Origin of the sequence: Halogeometricum pallidum JCM 14848 (assembly GCF_000337095.1) — an archaeon.
GTDB lineage: Archaea > Halobacteriota > Halobacteria > Halobacteriales > Haloferacaceae > Halogeometricum > Halogeometricum pallidum.
On sequence record NZ_AOIV01000006.1, the window covers coordinates 140,879 to 161,324 of the forward strand.

Consider the following 20,446-nt stretch of genomic DNA (forward strand, 5'->3'; position numbering starts at 1 on the left):
GTCGACGGGCGCCCGCCACGGCGCCCGTCCGTCAAAAACCGATCGAACGGTCGCGTCTCGATACCGGGCAGCGATCAGTGGCGCGTCGCGCGGGCCTCCCGCACGTCACCACCGTCTCTGACCTTGTCCTCGCAACTCGGGCACACCCGCGGATTCTTCATGTCCTCTGGGGCGAACACGCGGACGTACTCCGTCGTCACGAACGAACCGCAGTTATCACACTTCGGCATCGACCTGTTTTTAGCAGCAATTGTGGATAAAATTTAGGGCCATTACCCGTATGAGCTGTGCTTCTCGGAGCCGTCGGTCGGCGACGCCTCCGGCCCGTCCGGCCGTCTCCACAACCTCTTTCGCCCTCTCCGGCGACGGCGTGGTATGGACGACCACGACGAGACTGCGAGAGACGCCGCGCTCGGACGGACGTGGACCGACGACGAACCGTGGGAGTTTCTGACCCGACTGACCCGACTCGGCGACCGGATGGGCGGTAGCGAGGGGGAACGCCGCGCGGCCGAACTCGTCGCCGACGCCTTCCGCGACGCCGGCGTCCGCGACGTGCGCGAGGAGTCCTTCGAGATGCAGGCGTGGACTCGCGGGTCGTCGGCGCTCGCGGTGACGACCGAGGACCGCGAGTTCGAGACCGTCGCCCTGCCGTACTCGCCGTCCGGCGACGTGACGGGCGAACTCGTCGACGTCGGTCACGGCACGCCCGACGAGGTGGACGAACGGGACGTGGCGGGGAAGATAGCCGTCGCCTCAACGACGACGCCGCCGGGCGGCCGGTTCGTCCACCGCATGGAGAAGTTCAGCTACGCCGTCGAACGCGGGGCGGAGGCGTTCGTCTTCGTCAACCACGTCCCCGGGCAACTCCCGCCGACCGGGTCGCTGAAGTTCGACGGGGAGGCGGCCGCCCCCGCCGTCGGCGTCAGCAAGGAGTCCGGGGGCTGGTTGACCGACTACGCCGAAGAGAGCGCCGAGGCGCGCCTGACCGTCGAGGCGGAGACGGCCGACGGCGAGAGCCGAAACGTCGTCGGACGACTCGGACCGGACACCGACGAAGAGGTCGTCCTGCTGGCGCACTACGACGCCCACGACATCGCCGAGGGCGCCCTCGACAACGGGTGCGGCATCACCACCGTCGTCACTGCGGCGCGAATCCTGGCCGAACTCGACCTCCCGGTCGGCGTCCGTGTCGCCGGCGTCGGCTGCGAGGAGACGGGGCTGACCGGCGCGGAGCACCTCGCGTCGGATCTCGACCGCGACCGCATCAAAGCCGTGGTGAACGTCGACGGTGCGGGGCGGTTCCGCGACCTGGTGGCGATGGCGCACACCTCGGAGGCGACGGCGGACGTCGCCCGGACGGTGGCCGACGAGACCCGACACCCGATTCAGGTGCAGTCCGAACCCCACCCGTTCAGCGACCAGTGGCCGTTCGTCCGAGCGGGCGTCCCCGCCCTCCAACTCCACAGCGACAGCGGCGAACGCGGTCGCGGGTGGGGCCACACCCACGCCGACACTCGCGACAAGGTGGACGACCGGAACATCCGAGAGCACGCCATGCTCGCGGCGCTCTTGGTCGAGGAACTAGCCGGGAGAGACTTCGAGAAACTCCCCCGACTCGACGCCGACGAACTCGCCGACGCCTTCCGCGCGGCCGACTTCGAGACGGGGATGCGCGCCGCGGACCTCTGGCCGGCCGAGTGGGAGTAGAGCCGGGACTCACTCCTCGCCTTCCCCGACGCCCGCGCGAATCCGCCCGGCGACGCGGGCGCGAACGAGTCCGTCTCGGCGTCGCGACTCGAAGATGTCTACGGCGCTCTCGGCGGCCTGCGGGTCGCGCTCGAACGTCAGGGCCGGGTAGACCACCCGTTCGAGCAGGAGCGGTTCCGGCGGCGCGGCGGGGACGGCCTCGGCCCCCGTTAGCGGTTCGGGGCCGAGAACGTCCTTGACGGAGGCCGGCGACCGGTCGCCCGCGGCGACGCCGTGGACGAGGCTGACGAGGCGGCGGACGAGTTCGTAGGAGAATCCGTCGGCGGCGACGCGCACGACGAGGAACTCCCCGTCGGGGTCGACGTCCACCGAGAGGTCCCTGACCGTCCCGTCGTCGTCGCCGGTGAGGTTGTGAAAGTCGTGTTCGCCGGAGAGGGCGTCGGCCGCCGCACGGGCGAGTGCGGGGTCCGCGTCCGGCGCGTACCGGTCGTAGACGTACTCGCGGCGGACCGCGTCGTGGGTCGCGTGAAAGTCCTCGGGGGCGTCGGCGGCGGCCCACGCGCGGACGTCGGCGGGCAGTTCCGCGTTCAGCGCGCGCGGCGTGCACCACTCCGGGCAGTCGAACCCGACGGTCTGGCCGAGGGCGGAGACGCCGGCGTCCGTCCGACCGGCGGCGGCGTAGCCGGGCGGTTTCCGGTCGGCCTCGGCGTCGAACGCGCCCAATCGGTCGAGGGCGTCGAACAGTTCGTTCTCCACCGTCGGCACCGACGGCTGACGCTGGAAGCCGTAGAACGGGCGGCCGTCGTAGGCGATTCGGAAGGCGCGCACGAACTCCGCTCGGCGTCGTTCGGCCTTATTCTCCACGATTTCGGCGTGAGGTTGTATATACAGCCCAAAGAACAAACCGCGTTTGAACTAATTTTCCCATCATAATGGCTCGAAAGTTACGTCTCGGTTACACTCCGCCGTCCGAGTCGGGCGGAGGGGCGGAGAGGTGCGGCGGATGAGCCGACCGAACGTCGTCGTCACCGTCGTCGATACCGTCCGCGGCCGCGACACGGTGCCCGCGTCGTCGTCCCCGATGTCGACGCTCGGGGACATTGCGGCGTCAGGAACGGAATTCACGAACGCCTTCTCCGCGGCGCCGTGGACCCTCCCCTCGCACGCCTCGCTGTTTACCGGCGTCTATCCCTCCCAGCACGGCGCGCACGGCGACCACACCTACCTCGACGACTCCCTGCGAACGCTGGCGGAGGCGTTCCGCGACGACGGCTACGAGACGGTCGGCGTCTCGAACAACACCTGGGTGACGGAGGAGTTCGGTTTCCACCGCGGGTTCGACACGCTCCGGAAGGGCTGGCAGTACATCCAGTCGGACACCGACCTCGGGACGGTCACCCGCGCCGAACACCCGATGGCGAAACTCCGCGCCGCGAGCGACCGCCTGTTCGACGGCAACCCGGTGGTCAACGCGGTGAACCTCGTCTACGACGAGTTGGCCAACGGCGACGGCGCCGAACGCGCCACCTCGTGGGTGGAGTCGTGGCTCGGCGGCCGGGACGCGGAGCCGCCGTTCTTCCTCTTTTTGAACTACGTCGAACCGCACGTCGAGTACCGCCCGCCGCGCGAGTACGCCGAGCGGTATCTCCCCCCCGATACGACGTACGACGAGGCGATGACGCTCCGGCAGGACCCCCGGGCGTACGACGTGGGAGAGTACCGACTGAACGACCGCGAGTTCGAGATACTCCACGCGCTCTACCGGGCTTCCCTCGCCTACACCGACGACCACATCGCCCGCGTCCGCGACGCCCTCACGGCCGCCGGCGAGTGGGAGGACACGATATTCGTCGTCCTCAGCGACCACGGCGAGAACATCGGCGACCACGGCTTCTTCGGCCACCAGTACAACCTGTACGACTCGCTGTTGCACGTCCCGATGGTGTTCCACGGCGGGCCGTTCGAGGAGGGACGGCGCGACGGCCTCGTCCAGACGCTCGACGCCGCGCCGACGCTCCTCGACGCCGCGGGCGTCGAAGCGCCCGAGTTCCGCCGACAGATGCACGCTCGGTCGCTCCACCCCGACGCCGACTCGGACCCGCGGGACGCCGTCTTCGCGGAGTACGTCGCCCCGCAACCGTCGCCCGACAGACTCGCGGAGCGATTCGACGAGATTCCCGACCGCGTCCGCGAGTTCGACCGCTCGCTCCGCTCGGTCCGGACGGACGAGGAGAAGTACGTGCAGGCCTCCGACGGCAACGAGTGGTTCTACCGCGTCGACCGCGACCCGGACGAGACGTGGAACCGCGCGTCGGGCAACGAGGAGCGGACCCGACTGCTCTCGGACCGACTCGACCAGTGGCTGGACTCGTTCGACCACGCGGAGCAGAGCGGCGAGGTGTCGATGACCGACTCGACCCGGGAGCGACTCTCGGACCTCGGCTACCTGTAGTTTCTCAGCGGAACGTCTTCGGTACCCACTTTCCGAGCGGGTCCGCAACTTCGTCCATCCACTCCGCCAGCGTCTCCTGTAGTTCCCGCTTCTCGTCCTCGTAGTGCGGGTGGTCCACGAGATTCCGCAGTTCGTGGGGGTCCGTTCGCAGGTCGTACAGTTCGTTCCTGTCGGGCCCGTTGTAGACGAACTTGTAGCGCTCCGTTCGAAGCATCCGCTGGGAGTAGAGGCCGAACTCGTCGCCGTGGTACTGCGCGTAGACGGAGTCGGGCCAGTCGTCGGGTTCGTCGCCGGCGAGGAGGGGGAGGAGGCTGCGCGCGTGGAGTTCACTGGGAACCTCGGCGTCGGCCCACTCGAGGAACGTCGGCATCAGGTCCTGCAGGCGGACGAACGCGTCGATCTCGTCGACCGTCTCCCGCGTGGGGTCGCGGACGACGAGCGGAATCCGATAGGTCTGCTCGTACATCAGCGGCCCTTTGTTGAACTGGCGGTGCGACCCGGTGAAGTCGCCGTGGTCGGCGGCGTGGACGACCGCCGTCTCCTCGTCGAGGCCGTGCGCTTCGAGGGCGTCGAGTATCCGGCCGACCTGGTCGTCGATGAACGTCATGAAGCCGAAGTACTTCGCCACCAGTTCGGCCCACGTCTCCCAGTCGAACTCCTCGACGCCGCGGTACCGGGTGTACTCCTCGTGGACCCGCGGTTTCCCCTCGAACGTCTCGGCGTAGGAGGGCCACGGGTCGATGTCGTCGGGGTCGTACATCGAGGCGTAGGGTTCGGGCACCACGTACGGGTGGTGCGGGCCGAGGAAGTCCGTCCGGTGGAAGAACGGCGCGTCGCCCCCTTCGGCCCGGCGTTCGATGGCGTCTATCGTCAACTCCGCGAGGAAGTACGTCCGCGTCGCCTCCGGCGGGAGCGACGTCGTTCCGGAGACGACCATCCCGCCCTCCCCGTCGTCGGCGTAGACGGCGTCCTCGACCGTCTCCTCGCCGACGTCGAGCGATTCCCGGTAGCGCTTGTAGCGCGTGTCCAACGCCTCGTCGTGGTGGTCGTCGCTCCCGCCGAAGTACTCGAAGCCGAACGACTCGGGGCCCCTGGTCCGCCCGACGTGCCACTTGCCCGCGTAGCCGTTCTCGTACCCCGACTCGGCGAGCAACTCGCCGAACGTGGGGAGGTCCTCCGGCAGGTCCGTCCGGACGGCGTCGGCCTCGTGACTGTTGTTCAGCATGCCGTGGGCGTGCGGGTACAGACCGGTGAGAAGCGACGCCCGCGCGCTGGTACAGATGCTCACGGGCGTGTACGCCCGGTCGAACCACGTCCCCTCGTCGCGGAGTCGGTCGAGGTTCGGCGTCTCGACGGGAAGGCCGTCCGGGGCGAGGAGGTCCGCGCGCTCTTGGTCCGTGAGAAGGAACAACACGTTGGGGCGCGTGTCGGTCATACTCAATGACGAATCCGCGGCTCGTGGTATATCTGACGGCCGATTAGCCGGACTAAGCAGTCACGGCTCTCCCGTGCGTGCGGCCGAGAATAACCTCGAAAGTCCCGCCCGCGGTGGTTCTTCGTTCGTTGTCGCGCGCGTCCGACTCAGTCGCTCACGCGAAGTCGTCGTACGTCGGTCGCTCGCGGTCGCCCGGGAAGTCCTCGACGGGCGCGGTGGTCTGGTCGCCGCTCTCCATATCCTTCACCGTCACCTCGTCGTTCGCTAAGTCCTGTTCGCCGACGATGACGACCGTCTCGGCGTTCACGGAGTCGGCGTAGCCCATCTGCGCGCCGAAACTGCGGCCGGCCACGTCCGTCTCGACGACGTTGCCGCCGTCGCGCAGGTCGCGGGCCACCCGGGAGGCGACGCCGCGCGTGTCGCCGACGGTGAGCACGTAGTAGTCGGTCCGCAGTTCCTCGTCGGGCCAGACGCCCGCGCGTTCACAGAGCAGTTGGAGGGTCGCGTCGCCGAGGGCGACGCCGACGGCAGGCGTCGGTTGACCGCCGAACTCCTCGATGAGGTCGTCGTAGCGGCCGCCGCCGAACGCCGCGCGCGAGACGTCGCCGGTGGAGTCGAAGCACTCGAAGACGACGCCCGTGTAGTAGTCCAGACCGCGGGCCGTCGTCAGCGACACCTCGCAGAACTCGCCCGCGCCGAAGTCTTCGGCGGCGGCGAGCACGTTCCGGAGGTTCTCGACGGCGTCGGCCACGTCGTCGCCGCCGAACTCGGCGATTTCGTCGAGGTCGCCCGCGGCGATGAGGTCGTCGAACTCGCGGGCCTGATCGTAGGAGAGGCCGGCGTCCGAGAGCAGACCGAGGTACTCCTCGTCCTCCACCTTCGCGCGCTTGTCGACGGCGCGGACGGCTTCGCGGGTGTCGACGTCGGCGTCGAAGGAGTCCAGCAGGCCGCCGAGGATGTCGCGGTGGGAGACGCGGAACTCGAAGTCCTCGCCCGTGAGACCCAGCGAGGTGAGGGCGTCGGCGGCGACGGCCAGCACCTCCGCGTCCGCCTCGGGTTCCGAGGAGCCGAACACGTCGACGTTCGTCTGGTAGAACTCGCGGAAGCGCCCCTGCTGAACCTGCTCGAAGCGCCAGAACGGACGCGTGGAGACCCATTTGATGGGCTTGGACAACTCCTGCTGCTTGGCGACGACCATCCGGGCCACGGTCGGCGTCAGTTCCGGCGTCAGCGATACCTCGCGGCCCCCCTTGTCCTCGAAGGCGTACAGTTCCTCGACGATTTCCTCGCCGCTCTTGTCGACGTACATCTGCGTCCGTTCGAGCGTCGGCGTCCCTATCTCGCGGAAACCGTACCGTGCCGCCGCGTCCTCGACGGCGTCGAACGTCCGCCGCCGGGCGGACATCTCCTCGGGGTAGAAGTCGCGAAATCCCTTGAGTCGGTCGTACATGGGCGGCGATTCGGGGGTCGCGCGCTTGAAACTGTTGAACGCGGACGCCGCCGCCCGGCCGCTGACCGACCGTCAGAACGGGAGCGCGGCCGCGACGTCGCCGAGGGAGCGGAAGCCGCCGCCGACGGCGATGAGGGAGACGCCCGCGACGGCCAGCACCGCCGCGACGAGTCGGATGCCGAAGTCGCGTTCGCGCAGGAGTACGCCCCCGAGAATCACGGCGACGATGGCCTGCGTGTTGATGATGGGCGAGGCGACGCTCGCGGGGACGAGCGCGAACGCCGCCGAGGTGATGTGTTCGCCGAGAGCGACGAGGGCTCCCATGGCGGCGAACCGCGGTAGCGCGTCGCGAACGCTCGTCCACCGGCGGAGCGCGACGGGCAGGACGGCCACCCCGGCGGTGACCAAAACGGCGGGCACCCAGGCGGTCGTGGGGATGGCGAGTTCCTGCAGTGCGACGCGTTTTCCGACGTCGCTGACGGCGTAGCACGCGGCGCTGGCGAGGGCGAGTTGCGCGGGTCGGGAGTGAACGGCCCGTCGGAGAGGGTCCGCGAGCGACCCGCCCCGGTAGTTGGCGACGTAGACGGCCAGCGTCGCCACGACGACGCCCGCGATCTGGAGCGGTCCGAGAAACTGGTTCAGGAGGACGATTTCGATGGGGAGAACGAAGACGGGAGCGAGCTTGTTGATGGGCGCGACGTAGGAGACGTCCCCGTCCGCCAGCGCATCTAAGAACAGGACGAACGCGAGGCCGACGAAGGCGCCCGTTCCGGCGACGACGCTGACGCCGAAGAGGCCCAGTTCGCCGAGCGTCGGTACCGACCCGAAGTCGGTCTGCGTCGCGGTGACGGGCAGATACCAGAGGATGGCGAACGCGTTGACGACGACGGTGACGACGGGACCGGGGTAGCCGCCGAAGTGCTGTTTGAGGAGGAAGATGTACACGCCCCATATGAGGGCGGCGACCACGGAGTAGAGGATACCAGGTTCGAGAGCGACCATTACGGGGTCGGTACCCTTCTCGGGCCAAGAGTCGTTCGACTCGCGTCTCGGCGGCTCACTTCAGCCCGCGGACGTACGTCTGGTTGTGGTCGGGAAACACGTGCGAGACCGTCTCCTGACCGTGCTCCTCGGCGATGAGCGCGCGGAGTTCGCCCTCGTAGTCACCCTTCGATATCTCCTCTGAGGGGCCGCTCTCCACGTCGAGGGTGGCGTCGACCATCCTGTCGACGGCGCGCCGGCCGAACCCCGAGAGGGGGGCCAGGTAGTCCACGTCGTGACGGTCCTCAAGGCTCTGGGCCTGCGCCCGCGAGACGGTCGGCACTCGGTCGTCGCGGCGCGTTCCGTCGGCGACGGCGACGACGTCCAACTCCGCGACGCGTTCGAGAGCGTGTTCGTGGACGCGTTGGATGCCGTTGCGGGGGTAGCCGTCCTCGACCATCCGCGCGACGGCCTCCTCGGCCACCTCGCGGTCCAGTTCGACGCTGTCGAACTCGTAGCCGAGTCGGTCCGCGGCGTCCTGCGCGTGAATCCAGTCCTCGGTGACGCCGAACCGGGCGGTGACGAGCGTCACGTCGTAGAACGAATCGAGTAGGAGGGCGGCCAGCGTCGAGTCCTTCCCGCCGCTGTAGAGGAGCGCGAGGTCCACGCCGCCTATCGCCGCCGGATGTTGAAGCTCTTCGAGTCCGGTTGGAGCTCCTTCAGCAGCCCCTTCATCTGCTCTTCGTCGATGCGGTCCTGGATGCGTCCGCTCTGTGCGAGGGCGGTGAGCTGCTTTTTGACCTTCTCGGCGAACTCGGGCTTCGACATCTCGACCGCGTTGAGTCGCTGGCGGGCGCCGTCGGTGAGATGCTGCTTGAGCAGGGCGTCCTGCTGGGCCTCCGCCTGTTCGCGGGCGGCGTCCTGTGCGGCCTCGTTACCCTGACCGCCCTGCCCCCCGGCCTGCTCCTGCAGTTCCTGCATCTTCTCTTGTCGGAGCTTCTCCAATCGCTCGTCGTCTGGGTTCCCGCTCATACGTACAGATTCGCTCGCGTTTTTGAAAACGATTACGGACGAGACGCGGCGAAGCTGACACTCTCGGCCTTCGTGATTCTGAAAATCGGGCGTCGCGGCCCTCGGAGAACTACGCGTAGCGTTCGAGTTCCGGCCGGTCGAGCGATTCGAACACGTCGGCGGCGGCGTTGTCGAGGAAGCTGCGACCCTCGTCGGTGACGAGGCGGCCTTCGCCCTGCGCCGTGCGGATGAGTCCCTCTTCTTCGAGTTGCTGGAGGATGGTTCGGATGATGTTCTTGCTGCCGGTGTCGGCGTGCTTGCCCGAAACGACGTAGCGGTTCGAGCCGCGCTTGCGGCCGCCGTACTCCGTCGAGAGGCGGTCGACGCCGACCGGCCCGTTCATGGCGACCTTGCGGAGCAGCGACGCCGCGCGGACGTGCCAGAAGTCCTCCTGCTGGGGCGGGAGCTCTTTGGTCTGTCCCGTCTTCGCGTAGTTCATCCAGTCGGCTGCTTCGATGCGGTCTTCGAGGCGCTCAGCGACGTCCTCAATGAGGTCGTCGGCCGGAACGTCGTAGAGGGTTACCATCTTGCGTCGATATTCTGGATGGCGTCGTTTAAAGCCATCGTATCGCCGCTACGGCGGGTGTGGCACCGTCTCACGCCGGACGACGCCTCACGACGAACTCCGGAGACTGATCCACCCCATCACGCCCCCGCCGAGCAGCGTCGGCACCCAGTACACCGCCCCGCGGAAGACGACGACGGCGGCGGCCGCGATGGATTTGGTGACGGCCGGCAACGGCGCGGCGAGGAGGAGAGCGACGAGAACCGTCTCGATGCCGCCGGCGCCCCCGGGAAGGGGGGTCACGCCCGCGATGGCGCCGATGGGGACGACGAGCATCGCGACGGACAGCGGGATGGGAACCCCGATAGCCCGGAAGGCCAGCCACAGTCCGACCATCTGGCAGAACCATCCGAACGTCGAGGCGCCGAGCGCCAACGCGAGGCCCCGCGGGTTCGTCGCGATGCGCTCGATGGCGCGGAAGAAGCCGTTGACGCGGCGCTCGATGCCCTCTTCGGTCGGTACCGGGACGCGCGGGACGTACTTCGCCACCGTCCGGACGGCGGGGGTGAACGCCGAGACGGCGCGGGATTCGAGCCGGTAGCGTCGCTGCCACGCGAGGTAGGCGGCGGCCGGCACCGTCACCGCGAGGACGACGACGACGACGAGGGCGAGCAGCAGGTCGCGGTTCGTCCCGAGCGTAATCTCGCTCGCGTAGTAGGCCGCGCCGACGAGGGCGATGGTGATGGAGGGGACGAAGTTCAGCGTGTCCACGCTGGCGATGGCCGCGAGGCTCGTCTCGTACTCGGCGTCGGCCGACCGCGAGATGAGGTAGGCGGTCACCGGCTCCCCGCCGGCCTGCCCGAACGGGGTGATGTTGTTCGAGAACATCGCCCCCGAGAAGACGAAAAACGACTTCGCCAGCGAGAGTTCGACGCCGAGGACGCCGAGGACGGTCCGGAGCGCGAAGCTCCACGCTACTAACCACGCCAGCGTCGCGACGACGACGAGGGCGACGATGGAGTAGTCGGCCATCTGCAGCGTGTCGACCAACTTGTCGACGCCCGCGAAGTAGAACAGCAGCGCGAACACCGCGAACGCGCCGAGAAAGCCCAGAATCGTGGCGCGGAGGTTCTCGCGAGCCATGTCCCGTACCTCGGGGGAGAACGCAATCAACCCATCGAAACCGCACGCCGGCGTGCGAACGACTGACGCACGCTCCGCGACGGCGAGGTTTTTGTTCGTCGACGCGGAGGACCGCACATGGACGAACGCTCGGCGCTCCGCCTTCTCGCGGCGGACCTCCCGGATGCGGGCGACGACGCCGCCGTCGTGGACGGACTGGTGATAACCACCGATATGCTCCACGACTCGACGGACTTCCCCGCGGGGACGACGCGCTACACCGCCGGGTGGCGCGCCGTCGCCGCCTCGCTGTCGGACGTGGCCGCGATGGGCGCCGACGCGACGGCGGCCGTCGCCGCTTACGGCGCGCCGTCGCTCGACGAGATGGAGTTACGCGATTTCGTCACCGGCGCGCGCGAGGTCTGCGAGTCGGTCGGAGCCGACTACGTCGGCGGCGACTTGGACATCCACGACGAGTTCACCGTCGCGACCACCGCCCTCGGCGAGACGGATACCCCCCTCCGCCGGGCCGGAGCATCGCCCGGCGACGTGGTGTGCGTCACGGGCGCTCTGGGTCGGAGCGCGGCCGCCCTCCGCGCGTTCGAGGCGGACGACGACGAACGGGCGAACGACCTTTTCCGGTTCGCCCCCCGCGTCGGCGCCGGCGTCGCCCTCCGCCCGTACGCGACAGCGATGATGGACTCCTCGGACGGCCTCGCCCGCTCGCTACACCAACTCGCGGAAGCCTCCGACTGCGGGTTCGCCGTCGAGTGGGACCGCCTCCCGGTTCACGACGCCGTGACCGAGTACGCGGCGGACGCCGCCGACGAACGCGAGATGGCCGCCGCCTTCGGCGAGGACTTCGAACTCGTGTTCACGCTCCCCGCGGACGCCGTCGGGGCGGCGCGGTCGGCGCTCTCGGTGCCGCTGACGGTTCTGGGCGACGTGACCGACGGCGGCGTCGTCGCCGACGGCGATCCCCTCCGAGACGAGGGGTACACGCACGCGGACGACTGAGTCACTCCCCCTCGGCGTCACATCGTCGTTATCTCGATGGGGACGAGGAGGAAACAGAGCGCGCCGAGCACGAACGTGAGGACGCCCAGCGCCATCCGTGAGGTGCCGATGGGCGAGTCGTCGACGGGGTTCGCCGGGCCGCGGTAGGCGATAGCCACGGAGAGCAGTCCCCAGAACGCCCACAGGCCGACCGACTCGTTGAGGGTGTACCCGCGGACGTAGTGGAGGTAGGCGGCGAGTCCGAACAGGACGACGGGCACGACCGCCGCGATTCGCTCCTGCGCCTCGCCGAACATCGCGCGGACGATGTGGCCGCCGTCGAGTTGGCCGACCGGCAGGAGGTTCAGGACGGTGAAGAACATCCCGACCCACCCGCCGATGACCACCGGGTGGACGGCCACCGTCGGGTCGTCGTAGCCCGTCGGCCGACCGAGCGCCGCGGCGATGAGGTCCAGCAGCGGCGGATTGTTGAAAACGATGACCTGTCCACCTTCGCGCACCAGCGACTCGGGGACGCTCATCGGCGCCAGTAAGAGGCCGACGGCGGTGACGACGACGGTGGCGACCAGACCGGCGAGGGGGCCGGCGACGCCGATGTCGAACAGCGCTTTCCGGTCGGGCATCTGCCCGCGCATCTGGATGATGGCGCCCATCGTCCCGAACGGGAAGATGAACGGGACCAGATACGGTAGCGAGACGTCGACGCCGTGGTAGCGGCTGGCGACGTAGTGGCCCAGTTCGTGCGTCGTCAGCACGCCGAGAACGGCGGCCGTGAACGGCCACGCCTGGAGGACAGCGAGGGGGTTCGCCCGAACCTCGGCGAACGGGATGTGGTACCACATGAGTGCGCCGACGACCATCGTCGAGACGACGGTCGCGAGGAACAGCGCGACGTTTTTCCAGGGGATGCCGTCGACGCCGGGCGTGACGGGGCGGGCGACGACCACGTCCTCGCGGCCCGACGGCGCACTGGTGACGTGAATCTCGTATCCCGCGTTCCGAAACGCCGGCCACACCTCCCGAACGAGCATGCGCTCCGGCACCAGCGACTCGCCGTAGTAGAGGACGTGCTCCCCGTCGCGGCGGGTCTCGTGGAGGTTGAAGACCGACTGAAGGGCCTCGACCGGCGGGAGTTCCACCGAATCGCCAGAATCCATCGAAACGGGATACGTCGCTCTCTCGTATAAACTTCGTGCCGGGGGAATGCGGAGGAAGGTGGGTGACGGTCGGGGACCGTCGGGTATCGGCGGCGGGGGCGGCCACCGACGCCGAGTTCGAGCGCCGATTCGAGTCCGGGTCGAGCGGAGCGTCGACCGAACGACTGTTGCTATCCGCGAGTTCCGCAGGGCGGTGCGGCTACGCCGCGGGGGCCACGCGCCACGTGGTCGCACTCGTGTACGACCACTTCTCGATGGTGAGTTCGGTCGCGGAGTCGGTGAGCTTCACCATCAGCGCGCCGATCTCCTTCGGGGAGAGATCGACTTCGTCCGCGATGAACTTGGATTTGAAGTACATCTCGCCGTCCTGTGCCTTCTCCTGAAGGTACTGCTTCAGACGGTCTTCCTTCGAGAGCTCGTTCGCGGCGTCGTGGGAGGGGTTCGCAGTTGCGCTCATCTTTGTGTCACCTCACTTCTCCGTAAGCCGTCGGGGGAGAATATAAAGTGGTGAACGCTAGGGGTAATTCGGCCGATTTCAACCGTAAACCGTCGAAAAGCGTCGCTCCAAAACTCGCTCAGGAGGACGCAGATAGTTCACAACCGCTTCTAACTCTTTATTGCGACCTCACACTGGATGATATTCACCGGACCGGAATTCGGGTGTCATCCGGATGTTACCGGACTACAGTAGGCAAAACCTTCCTGTTGGTGGCCGGGGACGGACCGCCGCGGCGACGCGCGTCAGTCGTTCGTCCGACGCGTCCGCGGCGGTCGTCACCGGTCGTGGACCCAGAAGTTCTCCTCGACGGTCGTCTCCTTTTTGAAGATGGGCACTTCGTCCTTCAGGCGGTCGATACCGTCCTCGACGGCGCGGAACGACTCGCCGCGGTGACCCGCGAGGACGACAACGAACACGATGTCCTCGCCGTCCTCGACGACTCCCGTCCGGTGGAACATCGTCACCTCGTAGACGCCGTCGCGGTCGGCTATCTCGGACTCGATTTCGCGCATCTTCTCCTCGGCGACGCCCTCGTACATCTCGAACGTCAGCCGCGTCGTCCGCGCGTCGTCCTCGGCGTCCTTCGCGCGGACGCGCCCGGTGAACGTCGCTATCGCGCCGGCGCGGTCGGCCCGCGGCGACCGCTTGACCCGTTCGACGAGCGTCGACAGCGTGACGTGCGGGTCGCTCGCCTCGGCGGCGGAGACCGCCTCGTCGACGTCGACCCTGTCCGCGTCGGGGGCTTCGAGGACGACGTTCGCCGCGTCCGCGCCCCCGATAGCGACGGTGGGAACGGCGGCCTCGGGAAAGCCCGAGAGCAGGGCGTAGTCGTGTCGCGCCGACAGGTCGTCCAGCAGTCGCTCGAGGTCCGGGTCCGCACCCGCGGCGCGCCACGAGTCCTCGCTCAGCGCGTAGGCGCCGTCGACGCCGTCCGGACGGGGGGACATCTCTGCCCCGTCGGACGATTCGACCGTCGCCACGCGGCCGTCGAGACGAGGGGCGACCCGTTCGAGGAGCGGGGTCGCCCCCGGACCGACGGCTCCGAGCACGTGCATACTCGACACCCGGCGTGCGACGTGCTTTACGCTGTCGACTCCCCTTCCGTCGCTCCCGGTGACTTACCACTCGCCGAACACCCGTCCGACCCGCCGACCGTCTCGGTTGACAACCCTTAAGCCCGATTCGCGGCAACGACGGTCCAATGAGAGTCGTCGTTTCTATCGGAGGTAGCGTGCTCGCGCCGGACTTAGACGCTCGGCGCGTCGAGGGTCACGCCGAGGTCATCGAGAGACTCGCCAGAGAGGGCGTCGAACTGGGGACCGTCGTCGGCGGCGGCGGCGTCGCCCGGGACTACATCACCGCGGCGCGGAACCTCGGTGCGAACGAGGTCCAACTGGACCAGATCGGTATCGACGTGACGCGCATCAACGCGCGCCTCCTCATCGCCGCCCTCGGGCCGAAGGTGGACCCGAAGGTGGCGCACGACTACGAGGAAGCCGGCGACGCCATCCGCCGCGGCGACATCTCCGTCATGGGCGGTATCATGCCCGGGCAGACCACCGATGCCGTGGCCGCCGCCCTCGCCGAGTACGTCGACGCCGACCTGCTCGTCTACGCGACCAGCGCCGACGGCGTGTTCGACGCCGACCCGAACACCGACGAGAGCGCGACGCGCTACGACCAACTCTCCGCCTCCGAACTCGTCGACGTCATCGCGCCGCTGAGCCGCGACGCCGGCGCCTCCGCGCCCGTCGACCTCCTCGCCGCCAAACTCATCGAGCGCTCGCGGATGCGAACCATCGTCTTGGACGGCACGGACCCCGAGCGCATCGAACACGCGGTGATGCGCGGCGACCACTCCGGCACCGACATCATCCCCGACGGCACCGACGACGAACCGAGCTACTGGGCGCAGCGATAGAGAGATGAGCGACGACTCCACCCGCGACGCCGCCGAGTCCGACGGCGACGACGCGCCGGACGCCGCCGGCGTCCCCGACGCGACCGAACCGACCGACGGCGACGACACCGAGCACCGCGCGTTCTGGGCCGACAGCGTCGCCGACGAGATAGAGGCGCGCGACCCGGAGGAACCGATAGTGATCAAAGGCGGCGTCTCCCCGTCGGGCGTCGCCCACCTCGGCAACTTCAACGAGATAATGCGCGGCTACTTCGTCGCCGAGGTGCTCCGCGAACGCGGCCGCGAGGTCCGACAGGTGTTCACGAGCGACGACAAGGACCCGCTCCGAAAGCTCCCCCGCAAACTCGCGGACACCGAGGGCAACATCGTCGGCCTCGGCGACGTCGACGCCGGCGCCCTCGGGCGCAACCTCGGCAAGCCCTACACCGCCATCCCGGACCCGTTCGGCGAGGCCGACTCGTACGCCGCCCACTTCGCGAACCTGCTGAAGGCCGACGCCGACCGACTCGGCGTCCCCGTCGAGATGATATCCAACACCGAGCTGTACGCCGACGGCGCGTTCGACCCCGTCGTCGAACGCGTCCTCTCCGATATCGAGAACGCCCGCGCGGTGCTGAGCGAGTACCAGCGGAAGGTCGACGGGGAGTACGTCCCCTTCAATCCCGTCTGCGGGGAGTGCGGGAAGATAACCGAGACGGTGACGGACATCGACCCCGACGCGGGGACGGTCGACTACGTCTGCACCGACCTCACCGTCGGCGACGAAACCATCGACGGGTGCGGCCACGAGGGGACCGCGACCTTCAGAGAAGGAAAACTGCCGTGGCGCTTCGAGTGGCCCGGCCAGTGGCAGGTGCTCGGCGTCGACTTCGAGCCCTTCGGAAAGGACCACGCCGAGGGGTCGTGGCCCTCCGGCGAGGACATCGCGCGCAGCGTCCTCGAAATCGAACCCCCCGTCCCGATGACCTACGAGTGGTTCACGCTGAACGGCGAGGCGCTCTCCTCGTCGGCCGGCAACATCGTCACCGTGCCCGAAATTCTGGAGTTGCTCGAACCCGAGGTTCTCCGGTACTTCTTCGCCCTGGACCCGCGGAAGGCGCGTAACCTCGACTTATCTCGATTGGACCAACTGGTCGACGACTTCGACCGCTTCGAACGCGCGTACTTCGGCGGGGTGGACGACGAGACTCTCACCGCCTTCGCCGAACGGGCGTACCCGTTCGTGGTCGAGGAGGTGCGCGAGGAACGCGTCCGCCTCCCGTACACGTTCGCCGCCGTCCTCGGTATGACCGACGACCGGGAGGTGCGCGTCGAGATGGCGCGCAACGAGGGTCACTTCGCCGAGGACACCCCCGAGTGGGCTATCGAGGAGGCGCTCGAACGGGTCGAGAAGGCCCGCGCGTGGGCCGAGCGGATGGACAACGCGTACAACTACCGCCTGCAGGTCGAGATGCCGGACGTCCACCTCGAATCGGACGTGGAGACGGCGTTAGACGAACTCGCCGACTTCGTCGACGCCGGCCACGACGGCGACGAGATTCAGGGGGAGATATACGAAACGGCGAAGCGGCACGACCTGGAAGTGAGCGACCTGTTCGGCGCGGGCTACCGCCTGTTCTTCGACCAACCGCAGGGCCCCCGCCTCGGCGAGTTCCTCGGCGACTTAGACCGGACGTTCGTCGTGAAGCGACTCCGGCGCGCGGAGTAGTTTCGGCCTCCCGGAACGCCCGGTCGAACGGGCGCGACGCGCCTCAGTTCTCCTCGATGGCGTCGATGACGACCATCCCGACGACGGCGAGTCGGGGGTCGATGTCGCCCGTGACGTCGATGTTGTATTTGTCCCGGAACGACAGCGACTCGCTCACGTCGCCCAGTTTCTCCCCGGACGGCGAGACGATGTCGTAGTTGAACGGGATGAGCGTCGTGACGTGCCGGCGCGCTAACGCCATCACCGCGTTGTCCTCGGTGACCGTCGCCACGGTGTCTCCGTCCGGTCCGAGCAGTTCGTACTCGTGTTTGAAAAAGGACATCACGCTCCGCCTGACGGAGCCGATTCGCTCGCCCGTCTCCGAGTCGACGACGTCGTACGCCGAGGCGATGTCGAGGATGCTTCCGGCCTTCACGCGGAAGCGCTCCTCGTCCGAGTCGGGGTCCGTGAATCGGAAATCCTCCTTCAGGCGGAACCGCTTCTGCGCGGACTCCAGAATCGCCGTGTCGCCCTCGTAGATGCGATACTTGTTACCGAGCCGAAGCTTCTGTCGCACTTCGTAGTGGGTGCCGTCGAACATTCGTCCGGAGAGATTCGTCGCTCTCGGGGATAGTGTTTCGGGGAGGAGCGCGGGCAGATTTATTGCGGCCTCTCGCGTACGGTCTGACCTGTGCCGGGCTTTCGGACGGGAGCGGGCGTCTTCGGTTCCCCGTTCGCACGCCGGCGCGGAGGACGACACAGATGGCACTCATCGAACTCAACCTGGGGCGCGGACAGGGCGACGAAGACAGCGGGGATGCGGCCGAGGCGCGACCCGACGGGGCGGAAGAGTCGACATCGTCTCGCGGGCGACGACTGCTCGGCGGGGCGTTGGTCGTCGCCGTCGCCGCCGGCGCCGGTTACGCGGCGTATCGCCGTCGGCGCGCGATGCGGGACGACTCGGAGTTCGCCGAGATAGAATTCGACGACGGGGCGACGGAAGCGGTCGAATCCAGCGAAGAGTAGCGACCAACCCGAACGTCTTTCAGCGCTGACTCCCTTCTTCCGACGATGAACACCCTAGTGTGGGTTCTCCTCGGTATCCTGGCGTACTCCGCCGCCGCCCTCCTCCTGCGTCGGTACGGTCTGCTCCCCTCCTCGGTCAGCATCCAAGGCCCGTTCACGACCGTGCACACGAAACGGGGGCGCGACTTCATCGACTGGGTCGCCACGCCCAAGCGCTTCTGGCGGGCGTGGACGAACTTCGGACTCGGCGTCACCCTCGTCATCATGGTCGGGATGTTCCTCTTCCTCCTCCTGCAGGGGCTGTTCATCCTGCAGAACCCGCCGGAACCCTCGGCCGTCAACCAGCCGCAGAACTTCCTCGTCATCCCCGGCGTCAACGACTTTCTCCCCCTGTCCGTCGCCCCCGAAATCGTGTTCGGCCTCCTCGTCGGACTCGTCGTCCACGAGGGGGGCCACGGCATCCTCTGCCGCGTCGAGGGCATCGACATCGATTCGATGGGCATCTTCCTCTTCACGCTGCTCCCCCTCGGCGCGTTCGTCCAACCCGACGAGGAGAGCCAGCAGAACGCCGACCGCGGCGGCAAAACCCGGATGTTCGCCGCGGGCGTGACGAACAACTTCGCGGTCACCATCGTCGCGTTCGCCCTCCTCTTCGGACCGGTCATCGGCTCTATCGCCGTCGCGCCCGGGATGGCGGTGCAGGGCTCTTACGACGGGTCGCCCGCCGCCGCGGCCGGAATCGGACAGGGCGACCGGGTCACGAGCGTCGCCGGGACGCCCGTGACCAACGAGTCGACGCTGGATGCGGCGCTCGCTTCGACGGACGAGCGGACCGTTCAGGTCGAACTGAACGGGGGTGACAGCGCCGCAGACCGCGAGACGCGGACGGCGACGGTCCAGCGGTCGCTCATCGTCGCGGGTTCGGTCGCGGACAACCCGGCGAACCTCTCGGTCGGCGAGGAGCCGATAACCGTCTCGGAGGTGAACGGCACGCCCGTCCACACGCAGTCGGGCTTCTCCGAAGCCGTCGGCGGGAGTAAGTTCGCCACCCTCACCACCTCGCGCGGCACGGTCACCATCCCCGTTGGCGCGTACGTCACGCGGGTGTCCGCGGACGGACCGCTGGCGAACGCGGGCGCGCCGACGGACGGGAGCGCAATCGTCACCGCCATCGACGGCGAGCGCGTGACCTCCTCGTCGGACTTGGACCGCGTCCTCGACGGGACGCGACCCGGCGAGACGGTGCCCGTCGAACTCTACGACGACGGCGAACTGTCGACGTATCAGGTGACGCTCGGTGAGAACCCCAACGACGGCGGCGGGTTCCTCGGCGTCGGCCTCTTCCCGGGGACGAGCGGACTGCTCCTCACCGACTTCGGCGTACAGCCGTACCCCGCGGGCACGTACGTCGCCCTCCTCGGCGGCGACGGCGGCCCCGGCGCGGGGAGCGTTTCGGGCGCCCTCGCCGAGTCGCCGCTCAGCGCCGTGTACGTGGCGCTCATCCTGCCCCTCGCTTCTCTCGTCCTCGGCATCCCGAACTTCCCGGGCTTCACGGCCAGCGTCTCCAACTTCTACTCGGTGTCCGGGCCGCTCGGTTTCCTCGGGTCGAACGTCTTCCTCCTCGCAAACATCTGCTTTTGGATGGCGTGGATAAACCTCCAACTCGGGATGTTCAACTGCATCCCGGGTTACCCGCTGGACGGCGGACGCATCCTCAGAACCAGCGCGGAGGCCCTCGTCTCCCGCCTGCCCGTCTCCGAACCCTACACCGTCGTCCGCACAATCACCACGGGCGTCGGCGTCACGATGCTGCTGTCGCTGTTGTTGCTCGTGTTCGGGCCGACGGTGCTGAACTGACGCGGCGGGGGTGAGCGGAGGCGCTCAGTCCTCGGACTCGATTCCCTGCTTCTCGTAGAACTCCTCGGGCGTCCCGTCGATTCGCTCGAACGTCCCGAAGTCGCGTTCGTGGTGGCGGATGAGCTGTTCGATGATCCACGAACTGAACGTCTCATCGAAGCGCCAGGCCCCCTCGGGCGCTTCCACCTCGAAGCGGTCGTCGGTGGCGAAGGCGACGTAGACGTGGTAGAACCCGAGGATGATGTCCGCGAACTCGGCCGCCTTTCCGCCCGACTCGCGCCGCTTCCCTTCGAGTTCCTCGCGGCCGGCGTCGGTGAGCTCGAAGTACTTCCGGTCGGACTCCTCTTCGCGTTCGATTCGAGCGGCCCACCCCTCCTCTTCGAACTTGTAGAGGATGGGGTACACCGAGCCGTACGAGGGTTCCCAGTGGCCACCGCTGATGTCGTTTATCTCCTTCAGTATCTCGTAGCCGTACCGCGGCTTCTCCTCTAGGAGTTCGAGCACGAGGTACGAGATGAGTCCCTTCGGGGGACCACTCTTCCGCATGAAGCGTCAG

Annotated in this window: 21 protein-coding genes; 7 read left to right on the forward strand and 14 right to left on the reverse strand. The window is 68.1% G+C overall.

Annotation, left to right across the window (positions count from 1 at the left end; genetic code table 11):
* Window positions 1-74 precede the first annotated feature (74 nt).
* Window positions 75-230, reverse strand: coding sequence for a DUF7563 family protein (locus C474_RS22500; RefSeq protein ID WP_008384003.1), 156 nt, complete (start codon window positions 228-230; stop codon window positions 75-77).
* A 145-nt stretch (window positions 231-375) separates the two neighbouring features.
* On the opposite strand from C474_RS22500, the gene C474_RS03510 reads away from it, so the two are divergent.
* Entirely contained in the window at window positions 376-1,710 is a 1,335-nt protein-coding gene (locus tag C474_RS03510; RefSeq protein WP_008384005.1) for a M28 family peptidase, read from the forward strand.
* 9 nt (window positions 1,711-1,719) lie between these two features.
* Here the strand turns inward: C474_RS03510 and truA are convergent, their stop codons facing one another.
* Complete coding sequence (gene truA, locus C474_RS03515) at window positions 1,720-2,538, reverse strand: tRNA pseudouridine(38-40) synthase TruA (RefSeq protein WP_049916701.1); 819 nt, start codon at window positions 2,536-2,538, stop codon at window positions 1,720-1,722.
* Between the two features lie 175 nt (window positions 2,539-2,713).
* Between truA and C474_RS03520 the strand changes: the two genes are divergently transcribed.
* Window positions 2,714-4,162, forward strand: a complete 1,449-nt coding sequence (locus C474_RS03520) for a sulfatase (RefSeq protein ID WP_008384008.1) — start codon at window positions 2,714-2,716, stop codon at window positions 4,160-4,162.
* A 4-nt stretch (window positions 4,163-4,166) separates the two neighbouring features.
* Here the strand turns inward: C474_RS03520 and C474_RS03525 are convergent, their stop codons facing one another.
* From C474_RS03525 to C474_RS03555, 7 genes are all read right to left on the reverse strand, one after another.
* On the reverse strand, window positions 4,167-5,597 hold the full coding sequence (locus C474_RS03525; protein ID WP_008384011.1) for a sulfatase-like hydrolase/transferase: 1,431 nt from the start codon (window positions 5,595-5,597) through the stop codon (window positions 4,167-4,169).
* Window positions 5,598-5,751: 154 nt separating this feature from the next.
* A complete protein-coding gene (gene hisS, locus C474_RS03530; protein ID WP_008384012.1) occupies window positions 5,752-7,047 on the reverse strand; it encodes a histidine--tRNA ligase in 1,296 nt (431 codons plus the stop codon).
* Between the two features lie 72 nt (window positions 7,048-7,119).
* Window positions 7,120-8,049 carry an EamA family transporter gene (locus tag C474_RS03535; protein WP_008384013.1) on the reverse strand — a complete coding sequence of 310 codons (930 nt, stop codon included), beginning with the start codon at window positions 8,047-8,049 and terminating at the stop codon, window positions 7,120-7,122.
* Window positions 8,050-8,104: 55 nt separating this feature from the next.
* Complete coding sequence (locus tag C474_RS03540) at window positions 8,105-8,695, reverse strand: DUF7411 family protein (protein WP_008384014.1); 591 nt, start codon at window positions 8,693-8,695, stop codon at window positions 8,105-8,107.
* A 5-nt stretch (window positions 8,696-8,700) separates the two neighbouring features.
* Window positions 8,701-9,060 (reverse strand): DNA-binding protein, encoded by a 360-nt coding sequence (locus C474_RS03545; RefSeq protein WP_008384015.1) that lies wholly within the window; start codon window positions 9,058-9,060, stop codon window positions 8,701-8,703.
* Window positions 9,061-9,169: 109 nt separating this feature from the next.
* Window positions 9,170-9,625 carry a 30S ribosomal protein S19e gene (locus C474_RS03550; protein WP_008384016.1) on the reverse strand — a complete coding sequence of 152 codons (456 nt, stop codon included), beginning with the start codon at window positions 9,623-9,625 and terminating at the stop codon, window positions 9,170-9,172.
* Between the two features lie 87 nt (window positions 9,626-9,712).
* Window positions 9,713-10,747: a lysylphosphatidylglycerol synthase transmembrane domain-containing protein gene (locus tag C474_RS03555; RefSeq protein WP_049916681.1), complete on the reverse strand. Its 1,035-nt coding sequence runs from the start codon at window positions 10,745-10,747 to the stop codon at window positions 9,713-9,715.
* 117 nt (window positions 10,748-10,864) lie between these two features.
* On the opposite strand from C474_RS03555, the gene thiL reads away from it, so the two are divergent.
* Complete coding sequence (gene thiL / locus C474_RS03560; protein WP_008384018.1) at window positions 10,865-11,743, forward strand: thiamine-phosphate kinase; 879 nt, start codon at window positions 10,865-10,867, stop codon at window positions 11,741-11,743.
* A gap of 17 nt (window positions 11,744-11,760) precedes the next feature.
* Here thiL and C474_RS03565 read toward each other — a convergent pair whose 3' ends face one another.
* The 3 genes from C474_RS03565 to C474_RS03575 form a co-directional block, all read right to left on the reverse strand.
* Window positions 11,761-12,900, reverse strand: coding sequence for a site-2 protease family protein (locus C474_RS03565; protein ID WP_008384019.1), 1,140 nt, complete (start codon window positions 12,898-12,900; stop codon window positions 11,761-11,763).
* Window positions 12,901-13,099: 199 nt separating this feature from the next.
* Window positions 13,100-13,357 (reverse strand): DUF7123 family protein, encoded by a 258-nt coding sequence (locus C474_RS03570; RefSeq protein ID WP_008384020.1) that lies wholly within the window; start codon window positions 13,355-13,357, stop codon window positions 13,100-13,102.
* 317 nt (window positions 13,358-13,674) lie between these two features.
* Window positions 13,675-14,454, reverse strand: a complete 780-nt coding sequence (locus C474_RS03575) for a molybdopterin synthase (protein ID WP_008384021.1) — start codon at window positions 14,452-14,454, stop codon at window positions 13,675-13,677.
* Between the two features lie 146 nt (window positions 14,455-14,600).
* On the opposite strand from C474_RS03575, the gene pyrH reads away from it, so the two are divergent.
* Both pyrH and lysS read left to right on the forward strand, forming a co-directional pair.
* Window positions 14,601-15,320 carry a UMP kinase gene (gene pyrH, locus C474_RS03580; protein ID WP_008384022.1) on the forward strand — a complete coding sequence of 240 codons (720 nt, stop codon included), beginning with the start codon at window positions 14,601-14,603 and terminating at the stop codon, window positions 15,318-15,320.
* Between the two features lie 4 nt (window positions 15,321-15,324).
* A complete protein-coding gene (gene lysS / locus C474_RS03585; protein WP_008384023.1) occupies window positions 15,325-17,028 on the forward strand; it encodes a lysine--tRNA ligase in 1,704 nt (567 codons plus the stop codon).
* Between the two features lie 43 nt (window positions 17,029-17,071).
* Here the strand turns inward: lysS and C474_RS03590 are convergent, their stop codons facing one another.
* Window positions 17,072-17,608 (reverse strand): LURP-one-related/scramblase family protein, encoded by a 537-nt coding sequence (locus C474_RS03590; RefSeq protein ID WP_008384025.1) that lies wholly within the window; start codon window positions 17,606-17,608, stop codon window positions 17,072-17,074.
* A gap of 161 nt (window positions 17,609-17,769) precedes the next feature.
* On the opposite strand from C474_RS03590, the gene C474_RS03595 reads away from it, so the two are divergent.
* On the forward strand, window positions 17,770-18,033 hold the full coding sequence (locus C474_RS03595; protein WP_008384027.1) for a DLW-39 family protein: 264 nt from the start codon (window positions 17,770-17,772) through the stop codon (window positions 18,031-18,033).
* 45 nt (window positions 18,034-18,078) lie between these two features.
* The gene (locus C474_RS03600) at window positions 18,079-19,890 is read left to right on the forward strand and encodes a site-2 protease family protein (protein WP_049916682.1); all 1,812 of its coding nucleotides are present in this window, start codon (window positions 18,079-18,081) and stop codon (window positions 19,888-19,890) included.
* A 24-nt stretch (window positions 19,891-19,914) separates the two neighbouring features.
* On the opposite strand, the gene C474_RS03605 is transcribed toward C474_RS03600, so the two are convergent.
* A complete protein-coding gene (locus C474_RS03605) occupies window positions 19,915-20,436 on the reverse strand; it encodes a PadR family transcriptional regulator (RefSeq protein ID WP_008384030.1) in 522 nt (173 codons plus the stop codon).
* Between the last annotated feature and the right edge of the window lie 10 nt (window positions 20,437-20,446).